We start from the raw sequence: 20,298 nt of genomic DNA on the forward strand, positions 1-20,298 counted from the left end.
CTTTGTTTTGCAAATGTAACGGCACGAATTGCCTTAAATTGGATGCGCCAAGCAGTCTTAAGTGAATCTTAAGAATAGGCAGGCTATGTTTCTTGCGGGCGATTACTTATATTTACCTATTAAAAATTGCTTATGAAACTACTTACGCTATCGCCACTATTATCGGTCCTACTCCTTTCCTGTTCTGGAAAATCGCAAGAGCTGCCGACGAATACAAAGAAACTGTCATTAAAAGAGGCTTCTGCCGTAGCGGTCTCGAAGGCTTCGCCTTATATCTGGGTGGCCGAAGACAGTGGCAATAAAAACCGAATCTATGGCCTGGATGCCGACGGAAAGATCGCGCATACGGTTACCGTAACCAATGCGGCAAACGTAGACTGGGAGGATCTTGCTACCGACGAGGAGGGCAATGTGTATGTAGGGGATTTTGGCAATAACGATAACCTGCGCAAAGACCTGTGCATCTATAAGGTGAATGCGGGCGACCTGCAGCACGAGACGGCGGTATCGCCTGCCAAGATTTCGTTCTACTATCCGGAGCAACAGCAGTTTCCGCCGAAGAAGTCTGAACTTTTTTATGATGCAGAATCGTTCTTTTTCTACAAGGGCAACTTTTACATCTTTACCAAAAATAGAAGCAAGGGCTTTGACGGAACCGTCATGTTGTACAGGGTGCCAAACCAAAGCGGCAACCATAAGGCCCAGCTCTTGGGTACATTCAAGGCGTGCGACAGCTACCACAAATGTGCTATTACCAGCGCCGACATCAGCCCTGACGGGAAGAAGGTCGTGCTGTTGAGCGCGAGCAAGGTGTGGCTGCTTTCGGGTTTTTCGGGAACTGATTTTCTGGGCGGAACGACCGAAATGTTCGAGCTGAATGACGTGACCCAAAAAGAAGGCGTCTGTTTTAAAGACAACGAGACGCTTCTTATCGTGGATGAAAAAAGCAAAAAGACGGGCGGCAATCTTTATGAGATCAAGCTGGCCGACCTAAAATCCAAATCCTAGTCCTGCCGAAATCCTGACACCATCTGTTGAGTTGAACAGGGAGACTTTACCTGTAACTAGATTCACGCCGTTGATCCAGATACCGCCACCATAAGCTTGGTGCCATTTGTCTGACTCTTCGCCCGGAACCCAAACGCGTCCGTAGTCGAATCCTCCAAAAACACCATAGCGCAAAGGCGCAAAGCCGTTGTCTACCTTGCCGAGGTTCCAGCGCAGGTCGGTGCTTTGGTAAAAGGACTGCTTGCCGGAAAAACGCTGGTTTCTAAAACCGCGCAGGTCGAAATCTCCGCCTACGGTAGCCGCTTGGTAGAACTCGTATTCGTCGTCAAACAAGACTTTTCCTTTGAGCAGGGTAGCCAATACCCAGTTGCCGCTGGTCGAAATCTTATAGGTGAAGCCTAACGAGCTTTCCGCATACGGGAATTTCTTGCCGGTTTCATTGATGTTTATGGTATAGCCGCCTAGCATTGAGAAGACCATTCCCAGCGTAGCATTCGATGGGTTGTCGTAATTTTCAAACGTATATTTGGCGCTCAGGTCTACAAAGTTCTTGTAGTCGAAAACATCAGGGTTCACGACACCCGGCAGGGTAATAAAGCGTCCGGCGGTCTTGTCTACCTGTACGCGCTCAAAGCTGGCCTGCACCACGGCCGAACCGCCCATTTCTCCAGTCCATTGCAAAGAAGGAGTGGCTTTCAGCCTACGTATCTTCACGCGGTTGTAATCCATGTCGATATCATCGTCTGGATTTTCGGTCTCGTTGCCGAAACCAAAGTAGTTGATACTAAAATTAGGACTGGTATAGAGGGCATCAACTACAAAATTCCATTTCCCGACTTGGTGCGGAAAAATAGCTTTGTAGTACAATTCGAAGCCGCTGGTCGCGAAATAGTAGTTGGCGCCTACGACGTGTCTTTGTGAATACGGGAACCTGTTGAAGCCGTTTACGGTATAGTTGACCCTGGCTCCTACCTTGACACCGTCATCAGGGTTGAATCCTAATAAGGGATATCCTGCCAAGACGTTGTATTTCGGCTTTTCGTAATCGTAGGTATTGATCTGGTAGGAATCGGAAAGCATCTTTTCTCCTTTTCCTGTGCTGGTGATCGTATTGTCTTTGGTAGACGAGTCATAGATTCGCACTTTCTTGCCGCTTTCTACGTCATAGGTATCGTGATTCTGTCCGCCAAGGAGACGGATCTTGAGTCTTTTTCGGCCTTCGCCTTTTACTTCAAAGATATCATCGTCGTCTAATCCGTATACCCACAGTTCTTTGGTTTCCGGACAGTGGTAGGTTCGTTCGTGGATGAGCTCTTCTTTGTCTTTTTTGATACGGTAGACTTCTACTTTGGTAGCATCTCCAGATCGGGTAATGACAAAACGGTCTTTTTTGTCGGTACCGACAACGAGCACTGTTTTCTGCAGCACTTCATAGTATTCTTGTCCGTATTTTTCCAGGTATTTCTTTCTGGCTTTCAGGTCGGATTTGATCTTGTCTATCGAGGCGTCCTTTACTTCGTTCGGCAGCTTTTCGAATGCCTTGTCGATTTCGGCGTTGGAAAGGTTGTCGGTAATGTATTTGGCTTCTTGCTTCCAGACGTTTCCGTCTGATTTGGTAATAAAGGCAAGGTCTAGCGCATAGGCTTCGCGGTTGAACCATTTGACGTTGTCGAGCTTGTCGTCAAAAGAGCGCATGTGGCGCAGCGCCGGAATGTTCATCAGTATCGACAGCAGCGTGCCGTCGTATCTGGAGAAGGCTTGGTCTCTGTCTCGTGGAATCGGACGGTAGATTACCTTTCCGTTTTCTTTGTATTCGCCCCATCTCCATTGGTCAGAATGCCTGTCCCAGTCGCCGATAAGCATGTCGAACAGCCTTGCTCGGATATAGCTCTGCTCGTCTACTTCGTATTTTTCATCGGAGCGGACATTGGCCAGTACGTCATCTGTACCCACGATCTTGCCCGGCTTGCCAAAACTTTTCAGGTCCTTGAATTCGTCCATCGGGCGTTCTTCGATCATATAAAGCTCGTCGCCGTAGTCCTCATTGAACAGGGTCAGCCTGTTTTGTTTTGGCACATAGAACAGCTTAGGGTTGGAATGGCTTATGCCTACCCTGTCGGCCAATTCGGCCACTACAAAAGGCGTATACGGATGGGCCGTCGTGTAAAAGTCCATGATAAAGTCTTCTGCATAGGTGTCACGGAAGTCTTTCTCTACGGCTTGGTCTTTGAAAGCTACGGATTGCAGGAAGCGCGTAGCGCTTTTTCTCAGGGCCCTCATCACATATTCTTTTCCGTTTTTGTCTACCAGCCTGAGCGATTTAGACTGGTGTCCGCCGCCAGAAATGGTAGGCGTCAGCCCGCCGTATAGCGTATCGAGGCTTACGGCTCTTGCTTTTATCGGGGTACTGTAGATCTTTCGGTAGTGCTTGCCCCAAAGGAAACGGTAGGCGCCGCCTTTGGTGGTCATTTTTGAAGTATAGATGGTCGTATCCTTATGGGTAGGAAAAGTATTCGGGAATTCTCTCAGGTTCGGTTTTGGCCTTGGGAACGTAGGCTGCTGTTTGTATAGCAAGCCTTCTTTTCCTTTGGAGTCGGCACCATAATACGACACTTTTGAGGCGCCGTTATTGAGCACTTCGAGCACGGCATAGCCGTTGTTTCCGAAAGAGAAGTCGTTTTCATTGATCGCCCTGGCGGCCTCGTGTTTTGATCCAGCGCCGCTGATGATCTGCTTGACGTTATCTTTGTCTATGTATTGCAGGTTGTGGTCATGCCCCGAAACTACGACCACGTTGCTACGGGTCTGTATCAGGGTCTTGATTCTTTTTACGAAGGCATTGTATTTTTTATTCTGCAAGTCCTGCGGGCTGATACCTGAGGTCTTGCGCAGCAGGTTGACAACCGTTCCCAAGACCGGCAGCGGTATTTTTTTGCTGAACGGAAAAAGGTGCTTTTCTAGCGAAAACTCGCCGCCATGCGTGCCGTTGCTCATCAGCGGATGGTGGATGGCAATGATGGTGGTCTTTTTTTGGTAGTCGTTCAGCTTGTTTTCTAATTCTTCAAAAAACTGCTCGCGTGTCTTGATGTCGCAGTCGTTGTTGATGGTAGGATGCTGGTCCCAGTCTTCCAGATACCACTGGCTATCGATTACGATCAGTCCTAGGTTGTCGTTGATATTGATATGGTCGATCCCGCAGTTCTTTCTCGGAAGGAAGGATTTTTTCTGCTTGAGGTACTCGTTGACCAGCCTTTCTTGCTCTTTTAGTCCTTCTACTCCGTTATACCAGTCGTGGTTGCCGGGTATGAATATGGTCTTTCCTTTGAAACTCTTGGAGAGCGCCAGCTGTATGTCGAGCTTTTCTTCTGCCGTCTTTCTGTCGGGGCTGTCTTTTGGCGGCATGCCCAGCGGGTAGATGTTGTCTCCCAGAAAAAGCAGGGTGCTGTTGGTATCGGCTTTTTTGAGCCTTTCTTCAAACAGCTTTAATAGCTGCTGCGATCTCACCTCATCGGCATTGCCTGCATCGCCTACAAGATAAAAGGTATGTGAAATGGCTTTGGGGTTATCAAAGTTGTCTTTGATCGTAACGGGGGCCTTGCTTCCAAACTGCGAGTGGTTCGTGGCGCAGGACTGTAAAAAAATTATCAAGCAGGCATACTTGAATAGCGTTATATTTCGTTTACTAGTTACATTAAGCCAAAATAATTTCATAATTTGGTAGTGGATTTAATTCAATTGATATTTGATATGAATATTCTTCAAAAAGCCGAAAATTTTATATTCCAATTATTCAAAGATAGCTTATCTTCTGATTATATTTACCATAATTTTAATCATACTTTACGAGTTGTTAACAGCGTGCAGATACTGATCAAAGGCGAAAATGTGTCTGCAGAAGAAGCTGAAATGCTGGAAATCGCGGCTTGGTTTCACGACGCGGGATATATTGAGGGCGGCGAGAAGCACGAGGAACGGGGCGCTTTGATTGCGGCCGACTTTTTGAAAGAAAATGCGTATGCTGAGGAAAAGATAGACAAAATCAAGTCGCTTATCATGGCGACGGAACTGAAAAGTACTCCTGTAGGCCATCTGGAGACAATCATACGCGATGCCGACTGCTCTCACTTTGGGCATAAGGAATATCCTAATTTTTCGGAACTGCTGCGCCAGGAGTGGAAAATCATCTGCGACAAGCAATATACTGACTTGGAATGGGCAAAAGAAAACCGTACTGTTTTCTTGAAATACCATCGTTTTTATACGGATTTTGCCAAGCAAAACTGGCAGCCGCAGAAAGACCTGAACCTTTCTGACATACAGGACAAGATTACTTCGCTTGAGAAAGGCAAAAAGGAAAAGCCGAAAGACATCTTGAATAAGAAAAAGCTGGAAAAACTGGAAAGTCCGGAACGGGGCATCGATACTATGTTTCGGGTGACGCTGAACAACCATACCAAACTCAGCCAGATTGCCGATAGCAAGGCAAACATACTGCTTTCTGTCAACGCGATTATTATTTCGATTGCGTTATCGACCTTGATTCCTAAGCTGGACAGCCCGACGAATGCGCACTTAATCGTGCCTACGTTCGTAATGTTGCTGTTTAGTGTGATCTCTATTATTTTTGCGATACTTTCTACGCGCCCAAAAGTCACCAGCGGGCTTTTTACGCGAAAGGATATCGAGGACAAAAACGTAAACCTTTTGTTTTTCGGGAATTTCCACAAGATGCCGCTGGACGAGTACCAGTGGGCCATGAATGTGCTGATGAAAGACCGCGAGTATCTTTATAATTCGATGATCAAGGATCTTTATTTTCTTGGGCTGGTCTTGAACCGAAAATACAAATTGCTGCGCATTACCTACACGGTATTTATGTTCGGCATCATTATTTCGGTGATTGCCTTTGTATGGGCATTCAAGTCGGTTTAGTTCTTAAGGGCTAATTCTTTCAGCAGGTCTTGGTAGGTATAGCTTTTCTCTGATTTTTCAGGCTGCGTATACAAGATTTCCACACGCAGTGCTTTTAGTCCGGTAACGCCCTGCAAGTCTTCTACTTCAAAAGTCTCTATAGCGCCCAGCTTGTTCTTGTGCTGCAACAGGCTGATGTATCTTCTGTATTCTGCTTCTTCTTGATGCTGTGAATAGACGATGGTAATCTTGCCTTTTTCTGTAATCCTTTCGTTGGTGCCTTTGATATTCGACTTGTCGATTCGTTTTTTCACGACTTCATAACGGGCATTATAGGTACCGTCTACATCAAAGCGTTTTTCGTCCATACGGAATCGGATGGATATCGGCGTGCTGAACACGAGAATCAGCGAAGTCACATCGAGGTCATACGGCAAGGAAGGACGCAGGTGGTAGTATTCGTTTTCTAATTCGCATAGGGCCTGAAGCTGCCACAAGCGCAGGTTGCTCAGATAGACAGGACTAAAGGACAATTGCGGGGCTATAGAGGCTCCGATATAAAGATTGTGCTCTACACCGTCTGTCTTGAAGCGTTCGTAATAGTGCGGAAAGAACGATTGGGCTTCTTCTTGTTTCTTGTCTAAGATAAAGGCCATTTTTTTATTGATCAGCGAAAGTGTCTGGTCAAAATCTTTCCTTGCATCATAGACCATCATAATCTTAGGGTCGAGCGATTTGAAATAGGCTTCTATTTTCTCGCGTACCTTGTCATTGGAGGTCTCGAAATGGTGCAGCATCGGATGGATCTCATTCAGAACATAGCTTTGGATAAGGGACTCGGTATCGGCTTTAAGGGTTTCTTTCAGCTGTTTTTCGAGGTCTTCAAGCTCGTAGATGTTCTGGTAGATGACCGGCAGTTTTAGGTTGTCGCTTATGAAACGGAGCAACTGGAGCAGCAATTCGATCTGGGCCGTCAGGTCTTTTTCGATGGACTCGTTTCGGGCAACGGAGGAACCTTTGATGTCGATCTGCCCGTATAGCGGATAGACTTCTTTAAACACGATTTCTTTGAATGGCAGGTCTCTTGTATTTTTATCTGTAGTATGCAACGAGGCTTCTTCCCTGAACTTCCAATAGACGCTCGGATGGATCGCAGTGTATTCTTTTTGGATAATGGCATCGATCTGATTCTGCATGTCGGAGAAATACCTGTCGATCGTATCTACCAAGAAAGGCATGACCAGATCGAGCTTGTTGGCATTGATACTGTTTAGCTGTTTTGGCTCGGAGGAAACTAATTCTACGATGCCCAACAGCCTATCGTCTTTAACGACAGGTGCAAAAATACAGCTTTGTACGTTTTGCGCGAGCAGGTGTTCTGCCAGCTCTTTTTCTTCTGGATTTGTGACTAGAAATTCTTTTACGTCAGAAATAATAAAGTATTTCTTCTCTCCTACAAGGGTATCTAGCGGGCATTGTCCTAGGGCGTTCAGGCATTCTTCTTCGTAATCTTTTGTCAAGATGAAGCTGTGCATCTCGTCTTCAAAATCGGCTTTTTTCAATCGGGTACCGTCACTGCTGAAAGCGGTAAAGCCCGTCCTGAGGTCTGCAATTTTGTAGATGGAACGGAATATGGTTTCAATGGTCTCTTTCTTGAATTCGGAATCTTCGTTGTTGCTCAGCAGGTTGCTTTTTAGATTAGAAATGGCACTTTCGACGGAATTGTCATAAAGCGTCATGATTCCGAAGCCCTTGAGTATCCAGCTTTCTGGCGGAAATTTTTCTTTCCACAGGTAGAGGTCGTCGTAATTATCAATCAGCTGGTTAATATCTTCTTGCGTAAGCGCCACCGATTTTTCTGTCGGGAACACCTCAAGGAAGTCGGCATTGTAAAGAATCCTGTAGTGTTTTACGATACCTTCTGCATTGGGAATATCATAAAAGATAGGACTGCTGAAATCAATCTTGCAGCCGTAGTAATAGTTCAGTATGATGGAACAGTTCATGACATAGAACCGATGCTCGTCGAAATCTCTGATGATGATCTCAAAATCGTCGCCGGCTTCCGTAAGAATCTTGTTCAGCCTTTCTGTCGTATTAAAAATATAATTGTCAAACGGAACAGTTACGGCTTTGATTTCGTTATGCGTTAGGGCCGTAGGAAACAAATCGGCCAAAAGGTATTTGATTCTGTTGTAGTGCTTTTCGATCTGCTGGTACGATTCGATACCGTCTCTCAGTTCCGGAAAGGGCTCTATTTCCTTCAAGAGTCCCTTGGCATAAGCCGCCCGATAATCAACATCAGAATCAGCTATTTGCTCTAAAACCTCAATGACTTTCTGAAAAGAAATCTTGATTTTAAACGGACTGGGATTCTCGTGAAGGGGATTCATATTTTGAGGATTCAAATTGTAGGCAAATTTACGAAATAAATAGATTCGCAATTGTAAAAGAAAACAAAAAAGCCGTCGAAGGAATGACGGCTTTTTCAAATAAAAATCTAAAAACTAAATACTATTTATTTTGAAAAACAGAAAGCTGTTTTTGTGGGTTCGGTTTTAAATTTATTACTCTCGCTAATGTAGGAAACAAATCTGCTCGAAACAAATAAAATCGACGAAAAGCATGATTATTTAACGTTCGTATTTTAAGAGTTGGCAGGTCAAAAAAAGCTAATTGCTTGTGTATATGCTAAAAAATGTTAAATTATAGCAAAGGAGAACTTGGGTTTGAAGAATAAAATTTAGTTTTGTTTGGTGCCAAAATGCGGCTTTTCTTAACTTAAAATTATAATTACCTCGTTCCTCATGAAAATAAAACATCTAGTTTATGCACTGCTCATCCTTGGGATTGGGGGCATGATTGCCTACCGAATCTCCAGCAATAAAAAATCAGATTCAGAAAACGGAAAAGGACAGGGAAATAAAAAACCATCACGAGTAAGCGGCATCGTCGTACAGCCTCAAAACTTTGCAGACAATCTTTCGCTCTCGGGCTCTATCGAAGCAAATGAGCAGATTGATGTTAGAAGCGAGGTTTCGGGAATTGTTGAAAGCATCAATTTTAGCGAAGGTACTATGGTCGCCAAAGGACAAGTGCTTTTTAAAGTAAACGACATTGAGTTAAGAGCACAGCTGGCACAAGCAAAAACGGCACAAGGACTGGCTTCTGAAAACGAGCGCAGGGCCAAGCTTTTATTGCAGAAAGAAGCCATCAGCCAAGAAGAATACGATATTGCCAGCGCCGATTTTAAATCTGCTAAAGCACAATCACAGCTGATCAGCGCCCAGATAGCGAAGACAACAGTACGCGCGCCTTTTGCCGGAAAAATAGGATTACGTTCAATTTCTGAAGGAACCTATGTCACGCCCACTACCATGATTGCAAAACTGGTAAACACAAGCCGACTGAAAATTACGTTTTCGATTCCAGAAAAATATGCGTCGCAAATGAAGGTCAACGGAACGCTTTCGTTCACGACAGCTGGTTCTACTGAAAAGTTTACTGCCAAGATTTATGCCATCGAACCTGAAATTGAAGTGGCTACCAGAACTCTTAGGCTGCGCGCTATTGCAGAGAATCCTGACGGCAAGCTTTATCCGGGAACTTTTGCGAACGTAACGCTTCCTTTAGACAACATCAAGGATGCTTTGCTGGTTCCTACGCAGGCATTGATTCCGATCCAAAACGGAAAGAAATTGTTTGTTTCTCAAGGCGGAAAAGCGAAAGAGGTAATCGTGAAAACGGGAGCCAGAACGGATAAAGATATCTTGATCACCTCTGGACTGAAAGTTGGAGATACGGTACTGACTACCGGCGTAATGACCTTGAAAGACGGAATGCCAGTGAGCGTCCAAATCCTTAAATAGCCACCAGATGAGCTTATCAACTACAAGCATAAAAAGACCGGTACTGACAATTGTCTTGAACCTGATGCTGATTCTTTTTGGAATAATCGGGTATACCTATCTGGGCGTGCGAGAATTTCCATCCATCGACCCTGCGCAGATTTCGGTAAGAACGAGCTATGCAGGAGCCAACGCCGACATTATCGAATCGCAGATTACCGAGCCTCTTGAAAAAGCCATCAACTCTATTGACGGTATCCGAAACATCACGTCTTCGAGCAACCAGGGAAGCAGTAACATCACGATCGAATTCAACTTAGATAAAAATTTAGAGGAAGCTGCCAACGACGTGCGTGACAAAGTTTCGCAAGCTGTGCGAAGCCTCCCGCAAGATATTGATGCGCCGCCTGTAGTTTCTAAGGCGGATGCGGATTCTGAGCCAATCATCACGATGACAGTTCAGAGCGACAACAAGAATGTCTTGGAGCTTTCTGATTATGCGGATAACGTCATCGCGCAAAGATTGCAGACCATTCCGGGCGTCAGTAGCGTGCAAATCTGGGGACAGCGCAAATATGCAATGCGTCTGTGGATTGATCCGGTCAAGATGGCTTCTTATGGCGTGACCGTTTCGGATGTAAGAAATGCCTTGGAAAGCCAAAACGTGGAGCTGCCTTCAGGAAAACTGACAGGTGCCAATACGGAATTGACAGTAAAAACCATCGGAAACCTTTCTACAGAAGAAGAATTCAACAATATCATCCTTCTTGCCGAAGGAGAAAAAATAGTCCGTTTTAGCGATGTCGGGAATGCCTCGCTGGAAGCGGAGAATTTAGAGACTAAAATGAGCGATTCAGGTCAGGAAATGGTCGGGATGGCTATCATTCCTCAGCCAGGAACGAATTATCTTGACATTGCAGAGGCTTTTTATATACAGTACGATCAGTTAAAAAGAGACTTGCCGAAAGACTTCAAATTAAACGTGGCTATCGACAATACGGTTTTTGTTAAAAAAGCGGTTGTAGAAGTTGCTGAAACTTTATTGATTGCTATCGTGTTAGTAGTCTTGATTATTTATTTGTTTTTTAGGAATTGGGCGATTGCCTTCCGTCCACTGATCGATATTCCGGTTTCCTTGATTGCGACCTTTTTTATCATGTGGCTTTTTGGCTTCTCTGTAAACGTACTGACATTATTGGCTATCGTTCTCGCAACCGGATTGGTTGTGGATGACGGTATCGTTGTAACCGAAAATATCTTCAAGAAAGTCGAAGAAGGAATGACGCCTATAGAAGCGGCAATAAAAGGCTCGAATGAAATTTTCTTTGCCGTGATCTCGATTTCGATAACGCTTGCCGCAGTATTCCTTCCGGTTATATTTTTAGAAGGTTTTGTGGGAAGGCTGTTTCGGGAATTTGGTGTCGTGATTGGCGCCGCGGTATTAATTTCTGCTTTTGTTTCCTTGACCTTGACGCCTATGCTGAACGCTTACCTGATGAAGGGAGGCGAGCAGAAAAAGTCTAAATTCTATAATTGGAGCGAGCCTTACTTTTTGAAAATGAATTCGGGATATGCTGGAGCATTGGCAAAATTCATGAAACGAAAATGGCTGAGTTTCCCTATTCTGGTTATCTGTATCGGGCTGATTGCCTTATTTTTTAGCACGCTGCAGAAAGAAACCGCGCCCTATGACGACAGGAGTTTTATTGGGGTAAACGTAACTGCTCCAGAAGGCGCTTCGTATGATTATATGGATCGCTTTATGACCGAGTTATCTGACCTGATTAATGATTCGATTCCTGAGAAAAAAGTAAGCTTGATAATTACCTCGCCAGGCTTTGGTTCTGCATCCGTAAACAGCGGTCGTGCCAGGATTGCTTTGGTTGAGCCGGGAGAAAGAGAACGTTCGCAGAAAGAAATAGCGGAAGACCTTACTAAATGGACAAAGAGGTATTCGGAAGCCAAAGTTTCTGTTTCTGAACAGCCTACTATTGCCGTAAACCGACGTGGAGGCTTGCCAATACAATACATCATCCAAGCACAGAATTTTGAAAAGCTGCGAGAGAAGATTCCAGAGTTTATGGACGAAGCGGCACAAGACCCGACTTTTGCCATTACCGACGTAAACTTGAAATTCAACAAGCCAGAAATCTATGTAACCATCGACAGGGAAAAAGCGCAGAGTCTTGGTGTTTCTGTTATTGATATTGCCCAAACACTTCAGTTGTCTTTGAGTGGCCAGCGTTTCGGTTATTATATGATGAACGGAAAACAGTATCAAGTGATGGGCCAGTTTGACAAAAAAGACCGCGAGGCTCCTATCGACCTGACCTCTATTTTTGTGAAAAACACTTCGGGTGAGCTTATACAGTTGGATAATCTTGTGACTATCGAAGAACAAAGCAGTCCGCCGCAATTGTACCACAACAACCGATATATGTCGGCTACGGTTTCTGCCGGACTTGCTCCAGGGAAAAGTATCAGCGACGGTATCGATGCTATGGAAAGAATCAAAGAGAAAGTGCTGGACGAAACGTTTACGACTGATTTGGGCGGCGAATCGCGAGATTTCGTAGAAAGTAATTCCAATACGGCTTTTGCTTTCGGATTGGCATTACTGCTTATCTATCTGATTCTTGCGGCGCAGTTTGAAAGTTTTATCGATCCGTTTATCATCATCTTGACCGTTCCAATGGCAGTAGCGGGGGCCTTATTTTCGCTTTGGCTTTTTGGCCAGACTTGGAATATTTTCAGCCAGATCGGAACCATCATGCTGATCGGGCTGGTGACGAAGAACGGAATCTTGATCGTAGAGTTTGCCAACCAGCTCCGAGAACAGGGCAAAGACAAAATGGAAGCCATTATGGAAGCTGCCGAATCGCGCCTTCGCCCTATCTTGATGACCAGTTTGGCGATTGCACTGGGCGCCTTGCCGATTGCACTGTCTCTGGGCGCTGCTTCTACCAGCCGTATCGGGATGGGAGTCGTGATTGTTGGAGGAACTTTATTTTCGTTAATCCTTACGCTTTTCGTAATTCCGGCAATTTATTTTATGTGGTCTAGACAAAAGAAACACAGGCCGGAATTTGACAACATAAAAGAATATGAAAAAGAATAATTGCATGAAACTTAAGATATTTTTCCAGATTGTATTCCTTTTCACAGCTTCGCTTATGGCAGAGGCTCAAGAACTGCTGACTGTCGAAGACGCGGTAAAGATTGCTTTAGAGAATAATTATGAAATAAAAATTGCCAGCAACGACCTGAGGATCGACCAGCAGAACGTAAGTCTTGCCAACGCGGGCGTGCTTCCGCAATTGAACGCTACGGTTACTGACAACAATAGTATATTGGACACCAAACAGACACAGTCTGATGGTTCTGAAAGAGAGCTCAACGGAGCCCGTAACATGAACTTAGCCTATGGTGTTGCGCTAAATTGGACAATTTTTGACGGACTACGTATGTTTGCCCGTTATGACCAGCTGAAAGAATTAGAAAAATTAGGCGATGCCGAATTAAAGCTTGCCATCTTTACTAAGGTTTCTGACGTCATCACGACCTACTATGATCTTGTACAACAGCAACAGCAATTGAAAGCGCTTGATACGGCTATTGTAATTTCAAACCTAAGAATCAGTACTGCCGATAACCGTTATAAGATCGGGAAAGCTTCGAAACTGGAAGTCTTAAACGCACAGGTCGATTTAAATACAGATACCACTGCCCTGCTCCGCCAGAAAGAATTATACGCTAATACCAAAATCTTTTTGAATGAAATTTTGGCAAGAGACGTAAAAACAGACTTTTCGGTAGTCGACGAAGTTACTATAGATGAAACGCTTCTGCTTCCGGAATTGATGACCTTAGCGGAGAAACAAAATCCGCAACTGCAGTCGCAGATTATCAACAAACGGATTAGCGAATTGCAGCTGAAGCAGGTCAAAGCGAACCGTTATCCGACTGTCAATATCACATCTGGGTATAATTTTACGCGCACGGAAGCTTCTCTTGGGTTTACGACACAGTCTACCGGGCAGGGATTTACGTACGGCATCAACGCGACCATGAATATCTTTAACGGGGGACTTCAGAATCGCAACGAGAGAGTAGCTAAAATTCAAGTCGAAAATTCAAAAATCGTTATTGAACAGCAGCTCAAGATGCTTGAATCACAGCTATCTTCTGCTTACCAAACGTATCTGACCAATTTGCAGCTGACAAAACTGGAAGCTAAAAACGAGGATATCGCAAAAGAAAACTTAGATATTACGCTGGCCAAATTTAAAATAGGAACTATCGCTCCGTTAGAATTTCGTGAGGCACAGCTCAATTATGTCAATGCGAAAGTACGAAACAGCAACGCTCAATACGCCGCAAAAGTTTCTGAGATTAATCTGAAAGAATTGGCAGGAAATTTATCGCTTTCTCAAAATTAAGCTTCCAAATTGCTATATCCTTAATTTAATGTTAAAATTTTAATTATCTTTGAATGAGAAACCCTTAAAACAAATCAATCATGGAAGTAAATTTTTTAGCATTGGTAGTAGCAGCACTGTCAACTTTGGTTGTTGGCTTTATCTGGTACAATCCTAAAGTTTTTGGAACCGCTTGGATGAACGCAGCCGGACTTACAGAAGAGAAATTAAAAGGAGCCAATATGGCTGTTATTTACGGACTAGCTGTCTTATTTGCCTTTTTTATGGCTTTTATCCTCCAGTTTTTAGTTATCCACCAATGGGGCGCTCTTGCCGCTACTGGCGGAGATCCACATAAGGTTAGTCCAGTATATGAAGCTTATATGGCAGAGTACGGAACGGCTTTTAGAACGTTCAAGCATGGTGCTTTGCATGGTTTTATGACCGGCTTGCTTTTCACATTTCCGCTGATTGCCATCAATTCGATGTTTGAAAGAAAAAGCTGGAAGTTTATTTTTATCAATGCAGGCTACTGGCTTGTGAACCTGACCATTATGGGCGGTATTATTTGCGCTTGGATTTAATCTTTATATCACCAAAAAAAATCTCGCCTTAACGGGCGAGATTTATTATTTTTCACTCTTTGAAAACTACCTTACGCTTTACCATTTTTACGACCACAACAGCGCTTCCCGAAAATTGGGACAGCCTTGCTTCGACTAACATATTTCTTTCAAAATCGTATCTAAAACTATTAGAGACGGCAGCACCCGAAAACATGACCTGTCATTTTATTGGTCTTTTTAATGCCGAAAAACTGGTCGGGATCGCGCTTTCGCAATTTCTAGACCTGAGTCAGGTGAATTCGTATGGCGAAAGAGACAATTGCGCAAAAACGTCTATCCGGAAATTTATTTTTAAGAATTTCAGCTCTAAAGTATTGATTATTGGAAACAACATGCTTACAGGCCAAAATGCATTCGAATTTGACTCCAGCTTGGAATATTCTCAAGGATTAAAATTGCTAAGAAAAGCATCGATTGAAATCGAGAGAAAATTAAGCCTGAAAGGGATGAAAACTCACATCACGGTTTTTAAGGATTTTGAGAAAGACGAAGCCAGCCATTTTGAGATTCCAGAGTTTCAGGACTTTTACCAATTCAGCACCCAGCCAAATATGGTCTTTACTATCCCAAAGAATTGGAACGAGGCTGAAGATTATGTAAGCGCATTGAACAAAAAATACCGCGACCAATACAAAAGGGCACGGAAAAAATCGGAAGGACTTGTCAAAAAGAAACTGTCTTTGGCTGAAATTCAAGAGCAGGAAAAACTGATTTATGATTTGTATTATTGCGTAGCCAAAAATGCTCCTTTTAATACTTTTTATCTTCCGGAGAAGCATTTTTCTAATTTCAAGCTGCAGCTGCAAGACAATTTTTTGTTCTACGGTTATTTTGAAAACAACAAAATGATCGGCTTCAACACGCTTATCAAAAATGGCGATGTAATCGATACGTATTTTTTGGGCTATGACGAAAACTGCCAAAAAGAAAAAATGTTGTACCTGAACATGCTGTACGACATGATCAGCCATTCTATAAACAAAGGTTTCAAGCAGATTATTTTTGCGCGAACAGCCTTAGAGATCAAAAGCTCTGTAGGAGCCATTCCTGAAAAGATGTATGGTTTTATCAAACACCATAATTATTTCCTGAACCTTTTTATCTCAAGGCTTTTTGGCTATCTAGAACCTGAAACGGTATGGAAAGAGCGCAATCCTTTTAAATAAGATTTTTAAGGAATCGCTACCTTCATCTGGTTGGGCAGAATCTTGACTTCTAATTTGCTGACTTCATCGCAATATTCGCCATCAATCTGAAAGCTTACGGGCGAATCGGTAGTAATTATCGCTTGGTCGGTAGAGATAATTTCCACATCGCCGTTTTCAATAGGCATATTTCCAGAAAGTATCTTGCTGAAAACAATCAGGTCTAAGTTTTTAAGAATTACGATTTCAAATTTTCCGTCGTTCATAACCCCATGAGGATTGATCGTTACGCCGGTACCATATTTCTGGGAATTGGCCACAACTACCATTCTCGCTTCTGTTTCTATTCTCCCTTTACTCGTTTCTATTACAGCATGAAAAGGATCTTTGAGTCCAGTAAGCGTGTTGATAGCTTGCAATGCGTAGCCTAATTTGCCACGTATGTTGCTGTTTTCATAATTCTTGATCAGTTCGGCATTGATACCAATGTCGCTCAAATGCAGGCTTTTTTTGCCATTGATAGCAATCATGTCCATTTCCATATAATTGCTATGAAAGGCAATTTCTAGGTTTTCTTCAAGATTGTCTGGAAGGTTTAAGTCAACCGAAAGCCCGTTGGCAGAACCGGCAGGTAATATTCCTAAAATCACATCGTGATTTTCGACAGCTTCGGCGACCATTTTTATCGTACCGTCGCCACCGGCAACTATTATTCTTTCGGCCTTATTTTCTTCAAGCAATTTTTGGATTTTGGCTTCATCATTTTTTCCAGTTGTTTCAAAAATTGCCAGATTTATGTTTTCCTTTGTTGCAAAATTTTTAGCTGTTTCTATAATTTCAGTCTTGTCAACGTCGCCTGATATCGGATTAACTACCAGAATATAATTCTTTTGCGTGCTCATAATTTCTTTTGTGCTATAAATTTTGTAATTTGTTATATCGTAATATAAATATAAGACATTTTATGAAGCCAATCCTAAAGTTATACCGAGGTTATGCAAATGATCAGGAACTGATTGTGATGGGGCATATTTTTAAGCCTACTACAAAGGAAGATTACGATTTTCAAAAGAAAAATTTCAAGAATGCAAAATCTGTCATTCGTATGTTTCGGATTAAGACGCAGAAAAATGCTTCTGTCTATTTGGAGCATAACGGCATGAAAATCCACACTAAAAGTCTAGACGATGGTTATTTTAAATTCTGCATTCCGCTGACAAACGATTTGGCTTATGGCTGGAACGAATATAAAGTCAGCATTTATCACAACGACAGAGAAATTACGAGCAAAGGCAGCTACATACGTCCGCATGACGGAAATTGGGGCTTTATATCGGATATTGATGATACTTTTTTAGTATCGCATACTCGAAATCCTTTCAAAAAGCTCTACATCTTGCTTTTCCGAAACGTAAACGACCGCAAGATTTTTGAAGATGTCGTGCCTCATTACCAAGCCTTGAGTTCGGCAGGCAGGAATAGTGATACGGAAAAGAATGCTTTTTTTTATGTTTCTAGCAGCGAATGGAATCTCTATCGGTTTATCACACAGTTTACTGAACTGCATGAACTGCCAAAAGCCGTGCTTCTCTTAAAGGATATCAAGACGAGCCTTACTGATTTTTTTCTTACCGGACGAGGCGACCACAATCATAAGTTTGAGAAGATAAAACACATCTTGGAGTTTTATCCGCATCTGAAATATGTGCTTCTTGGCGACGATTCACAGCATGATCCTTTTTTATATGAGGACATTTGTAAAATATTTCCGGTTACGGTAAAGGCAGTTTATATCCGTCAGACTGGAAAGCATAAAAAACAAAAAGCAATAGATGCTTTAGCTAATATGGAAACGATGGGCGTTGATACTTGTTATTTTAAAAATAGCAGTGAAGCTATCGAACATTCAGAACGAATTGGGATAACGGCAAATTCACTGTATACTTTATAAAAAAAGCCAGACGATTGGTCTGGCTTCTTTTTTATGCATTTTCTATTTCCATCTGAATAGTTTCCCATTCTTCTAAAAGATTGTCGAGGTCTTTTTTCTTTTTGTTATAGGCCATAAAAAAAGAAGCATCTTCGATATGCTTGTCGTAATTAGAAGCCAATAACTTGTCATCTTTTTGAATATCCATTTCGAGCTGCTTGATCTGGCTTTCGACTTTGCTCAATTTATTTTGAAGTGCTTTGCCTTTTTTCTGTTCTTCGTAAGAAAGTGATTTGTCTTTTGGCACTTCTTTTTTGACCGCATCTTTCTTTTCAACTTCGCGCATATTTTCTAGATTACGCTGTTCCAAGAAGAAATTAATGTCGCCAAGATATTCTTTTATTTTCTGGTCTTTGAATTCATAAACAATATTGGACATACCTTGAAGAAAATCCCTGTCGTGAGAAACTAGAAGCAGTGTTCCTTCGTATTGTTGCAATGCTGCTTTCAAGACATTTTTAGATTTAATATCTAAGTGGTTGGTCGGCTCATCCATTACCAATACGTTAATCGGTTGTAATAATAATTTACAAAGCGCCAGACGGTTTCTTTCGCCTCCTGAAAGGACTTTTACCTTTTTCTCTACATCATCTCCTCTAAAAAGGAAAGAACCCAGCATATCGCGTACTTTTGAGCGGTTGGTGTCATTGGCAGCGTCTTGCATGGTTTGCAATAGCGTAATTTCGCCATCCAAATACTCCGCTTGATTTTGGGCGAAATAACCTAACTGTACGTTATGTCCTAATTTTATAGTTCCGCTATAGTCAATATCTTTTACGATTGCTTTGATAAAGGTAGATTTTCCTTGTCCGTTTTGTCCAACAAAAGCAATTTTGCTTCCTCTTTCTACTAAAAGAGAAATGTCTTTCAAGATGGTCTTTTCGCCATATTTTTTAGTAACATTTTCGGCTTCGATTACGACTTTACCAGGCGTTATAGAAACGGGAAACGAAATATTCATGACAGAATTGTCGTCTTCGTCAACTTCAATTCTTTCTACTTTATCTAGTTTTTTAATCAGCGACTGTGCCATTGAAGCTTTAGATGCTTTCGCTCTAAATTTTTCAATCAGCTTTTCAGTTTCTTCAATTTTTTTGGCTTGGTTTTTCTGCGTTGCCAATTGCTTCTCGCGAATTTCATGGCGTAATTCTAAATATTGGGAATACGGCTTATTGAAATCATAGGCTTTTCCAAGAGAAATTTCAATAGTTCGGTTGGTCACATTATCCAAGAACATCTTATCGTGCGATACGATTACTACAACGCCAGGGTAATTACGCAGGAAATTTTCGAGCCAAATAATCGATTCGATATCCAAGTGATTGGTCGGCTCATCCAGAAGCAAAATATCATTCGATTGTAGCAACAATTTTGCTAATTCGATACGCATTCTCCAACCGCCTGAAAAAGTTTCGGTCTGATTGTTGAAATCTTCTCTTTTGAAACCAAGTCCTAAAAGGATTTTCTCTGTGTCACCGACATAATTATATCCTCCAAGCAAATCAAAGCGATGTGTATAATCTGCTAAATCTTCAATAATCTGGCTGTATTCTTCGCTTTCGTAATCGGTTCTTGTAACCAATTGGTGGTTTATTTCCTCAAGCTTTTTCTCAACGATTTTAATATCTGTAAATGCTTCATAAGCTTCTTCCAAAACAGTTCTTCCTTGCTCAAAATCGATATCCTGACGCAAGAAGCCGATTTTGACTTCTTTTTCGGTAGCTATGCTTCCTGTGTCGGGAGCGATATCTCTGGCAAGAATCTTCAGCATTGTTGATTTTCCCGCTCCATTTTTGCCGACAAGTCCCACTCGATCACCAGCTCCTAACCTGAAAGTAATTTCTTCAAAAAGATAGGTTCCTCCGAAAGAAACTGATAAATTATGTATATTAAGCATTTATTGTATTTTTTGTAAATTGTATGTGTAAATTTGCACTGCCGAACTTGGCAAACTAAATTTTTTGCAAATGTTAAAAAAAGGATCCAAATTATATAGCATTTTAACAGGAACTTGTCCTAAATGTCAGAACGAGAGTATGTATGTAGACAAAAATCCTTATAATCTGTCCCGAATTTTTCAAATGCATGAAAGATGCAGTCATTGCGAGCAAAAATACAAGATTGAGCCTTCTTTTTTTTATGGAGCCATGTATGTGAGTTATGGTGTCGGGATTGCGTTTGGCGTTGCCGCTTTTATCATCTCGTATATTTTTCTAGGCACTAATCTCAAGATTGCTTTTATAGCAATTATTACTACGCTAGTTGCCTTTATGCCGGTTATCATGAGATTGTCAAGGAATATCTGGATCAATATGTTTGTAGACTACGATAAAGACTGGAACAAGAAATAAA

The 20,298-nt window shown here is 42.4% G+C and carries 13 protein-coding genes; 9 read left to right on the top strand and 4 right to left on the bottom strand.

Features of this window, described 5'->3' with window-relative positions; translation table 11 throughout:
* The first annotated feature begins 132 nt into the window (after positions 1 to 132).
* Positions 133 to 1,008, top strand: coding sequence for an NHL repeat-containing protein (locus CLV94_RS03950; protein WP_121375137.1), 876 nt, complete (start codon positions 133 to 135; stop codon positions 1,006 to 1,008).
* Here CLV94_RS03950 and CLV94_RS03955 read toward each other — a convergent pair.
* The gene (locus CLV94_RS03955) at positions 991 to 4,719 is read right to left on the bottom strand and encodes a metallophosphoesterase (RefSeq protein WP_121375138.1); all 3,729 of its coding nucleotides are present in this window, start codon (positions 4,717 to 4,719) and stop codon (positions 991 to 993) included. The genes CLV94_RS03950 and CLV94_RS03955 overlap by 18 nt on opposite strands.
* A 36-nt stretch (positions 4,720 to 4,755) precedes the next feature.
* Here CLV94_RS03955 and CLV94_RS03960 point away from each other — a divergent pair, with 36 nt between their 5' ends.
* Positions 4,756 to 5,940: a Pycsar system effector family protein gene (locus CLV94_RS03960; protein WP_121375139.1), complete on the top strand. Its 1,185-nt coding sequence runs from the start codon at positions 4,756 to 4,758 to the stop codon at positions 5,938 to 5,940.
* On the opposite strand, the gene CLV94_RS03965 is transcribed toward CLV94_RS03960, so the two are convergent.
* The gene (locus CLV94_RS03965; RefSeq protein WP_121375140.1) at positions 5,937 to 8,312 is read right to left on the bottom strand and encodes a GAF domain-containing protein; all 2,376 of its coding nucleotides are present in this window, start codon (positions 8,310 to 8,312) and stop codon (positions 5,937 to 5,939) included. The two genes, CLV94_RS03960 and CLV94_RS03965, sit on opposite strands and share 4 nt — an antisense overlap.
* Before the next feature lie 414 nt (positions 8,313 to 8,726).
* Here CLV94_RS03965 and CLV94_RS03970 point away from each other — a divergent pair, with 414 nt between their 5' ends.
* The 5 genes from CLV94_RS03970 to CLV94_RS03990 all read left to right on the top strand — a co-directional run bounded on the left by CLV94_RS03970 (position 8,727) and on the right by CLV94_RS03990 (position 15,977).
* Positions 8,727 to 9,788 carry an efflux RND transporter periplasmic adaptor subunit gene (locus CLV94_RS03970; protein WP_121375141.1) on the top strand — a complete coding sequence of 354 codons (1,062 nt, stop codon included), beginning with the start codon at positions 8,727 to 8,729 and terminating at the stop codon, positions 9,786 to 9,788.
* 7 nt (positions 9,789 to 9,795) lie between these two features.
* Complete coding sequence (locus CLV94_RS03975) at positions 9,796 to 12,885, top strand: efflux RND transporter permease subunit (RefSeq protein ID WP_121375142.1); 3,090 nt, start codon at positions 9,796 to 9,798, stop codon at positions 12,883 to 12,885.
* Positions 12,886 to 12,889: 4 nt separating this feature from the next.
* A complete protein-coding gene (locus CLV94_RS03980; RefSeq protein ID WP_121376223.1) occupies positions 12,890 to 14,206 on the top strand; it encodes a TolC family protein in 1,317 nt (438 codons plus the stop codon).
* Between the two features lie 80 nt (positions 14,207 to 14,286).
* Entirely contained in the window at positions 14,287 to 14,769 is a 483-nt protein-coding gene (locus CLV94_RS03985) for a DUF1761 domain-containing protein (protein WP_121375143.1), read from the top strand.
* Between the two features lie 59 nt (positions 14,770 to 14,828).
* The gene (locus tag CLV94_RS03990; RefSeq protein WP_121375144.1) at positions 14,829 to 15,977 is read left to right on the top strand and encodes a peptidogalycan biosysnthesis protein; all 1,149 of its coding nucleotides are present in this window, start codon (positions 14,829 to 14,831) and stop codon (positions 15,975 to 15,977) included.
* 5 nt (positions 15,978 to 15,982) lie between these two features.
* Here CLV94_RS03990 and CLV94_RS03995 read toward each other — a convergent pair whose 3' ends face one another.
* On the bottom strand, positions 15,983 to 16,858 hold the full coding sequence (locus tag CLV94_RS03995) for a diacylglycerol/lipid kinase family protein (RefSeq protein WP_121375145.1): 876 nt from the start codon (positions 16,856 to 16,858) through the stop codon (positions 15,983 to 15,985).
* Positions 16,859 to 16,920: 62 nt separating this feature from the next.
* Here CLV94_RS03995 and CLV94_RS04000 point away from each other — a divergent pair, with 62 nt between their 5' ends.
* On the top strand, positions 16,921 to 17,907 hold the full coding sequence (locus tag CLV94_RS04000; RefSeq protein ID WP_121375146.1) for an App1 family protein: 987 nt from the start codon (positions 16,921 to 16,923) through the stop codon (positions 17,905 to 17,907).
* 31 nt (positions 17,908 to 17,938) lie between these two features.
* On the opposite strand, the gene CLV94_RS04005 is transcribed toward CLV94_RS04000, so the two are convergent.
* Entirely contained in the window at positions 17,939 to 19,843 is a 1,905-nt protein-coding gene (locus CLV94_RS04005) for an ABC-F family ATP-binding cassette domain-containing protein (protein WP_121375147.1), read from the bottom strand.
* Positions 19,844 to 19,913: 70 nt separating this feature from the next.
* On the opposite strand from CLV94_RS04005, the gene CLV94_RS04010 reads away from it, so the two are divergent.
* Positions 19,914 to 20,297 (top strand): DUF983 domain-containing protein, encoded by a 384-nt coding sequence (locus tag CLV94_RS04010; RefSeq protein WP_121375148.1) that lies wholly within the window; start codon positions 19,914 to 19,916, stop codon positions 20,295 to 20,297.
* Position 20,298 lies beyond the last annotated feature (1 nt).

It is taken from the genome of Flavobacterium endophyticum, assembly GCF_003634455.1.
GTDB lineage: Bacteria > Bacteroidota > Bacteroidia > Flavobacteriales > Flavobacteriaceae > Flavobacterium > Flavobacterium endophyticum.

Excerpts from the sequence above, each read along its gene's own strand:
- CLV94_RS03950 (WP_121375137.1), top strand. The coding sequence starts at position 133 with ATGAAACTACTTACGCTATCGCCACTATTATCGGTCCTACTCCTTTCC.
- CLV94_RS03955 (WP_121375138.1), bottom strand. The coding sequence starts at position 4,719 with ATGAAATTATTTTGGCTTAATGTAACTAGTAAACGAAATATAACGCTA.
- CLV94_RS03960 (WP_121375139.1), top strand. The coding sequence starts at position 4,756 with ATGAATATTCTTCAAAAAGCCGAAAATTTTATATTCCAATTATTCAAA.
- CLV94_RS03965 (WP_121375140.1), bottom strand. The coding sequence starts at position 8,312 with ATGAATCCCCTTCACGAGAATCCCAGTCCGTTTAAAATCAAGATTTCT.
- CLV94_RS03970 (WP_121375141.1), top strand. The coding sequence starts at position 8,727 with ATGAAAATAAAACATCTAGTTTATGCACTGCTCATCCTTGGGATTGGG.
- CLV94_RS03975 (WP_121375142.1), top strand. The coding sequence starts at position 9,796 with ATGAGCTTATCAACTACAAGCATAAAAAGACCGGTACTGACAATTGTC.
- CLV94_RS03980 (WP_121376223.1), top strand. The coding sequence starts at position 12,890 with ATGAAACTTAAGATATTTTTCCAGATTGTATTCCTTTTCACAGCTTCG.
- CLV94_RS03985 (WP_121375143.1), top strand. The coding sequence starts at position 14,287 with ATGGAAGTAAATTTTTTAGCATTGGTAGTAGCAGCACTGTCAACTTTG.
- CLV94_RS03995 (WP_121375145.1), bottom strand. The coding sequence starts at position 16,858 with ATGAGCACGCAAAAGAATTATATTCTGGTAGTTAATCCGATATCAGGC.
- CLV94_RS04000 (WP_121375146.1), top strand. The coding sequence starts at position 16,921 with ATGAAGCCAATCCTAAAGTTATACCGAGGTTATGCAAATGATCAGGAA.
- CLV94_RS04005 (WP_121375147.1), bottom strand. The coding sequence starts at position 19,843 with ATGCTTAATATACATAATTTATCAGTTTCTTTCGGAGGAACCTATCTT.
- CLV94_RS04010 (WP_121375148.1), top strand. The coding sequence starts at position 19,914 with ATGTTAAAAAAAGGATCCAAATTATATAGCATTTTAACAGGAACTTGT.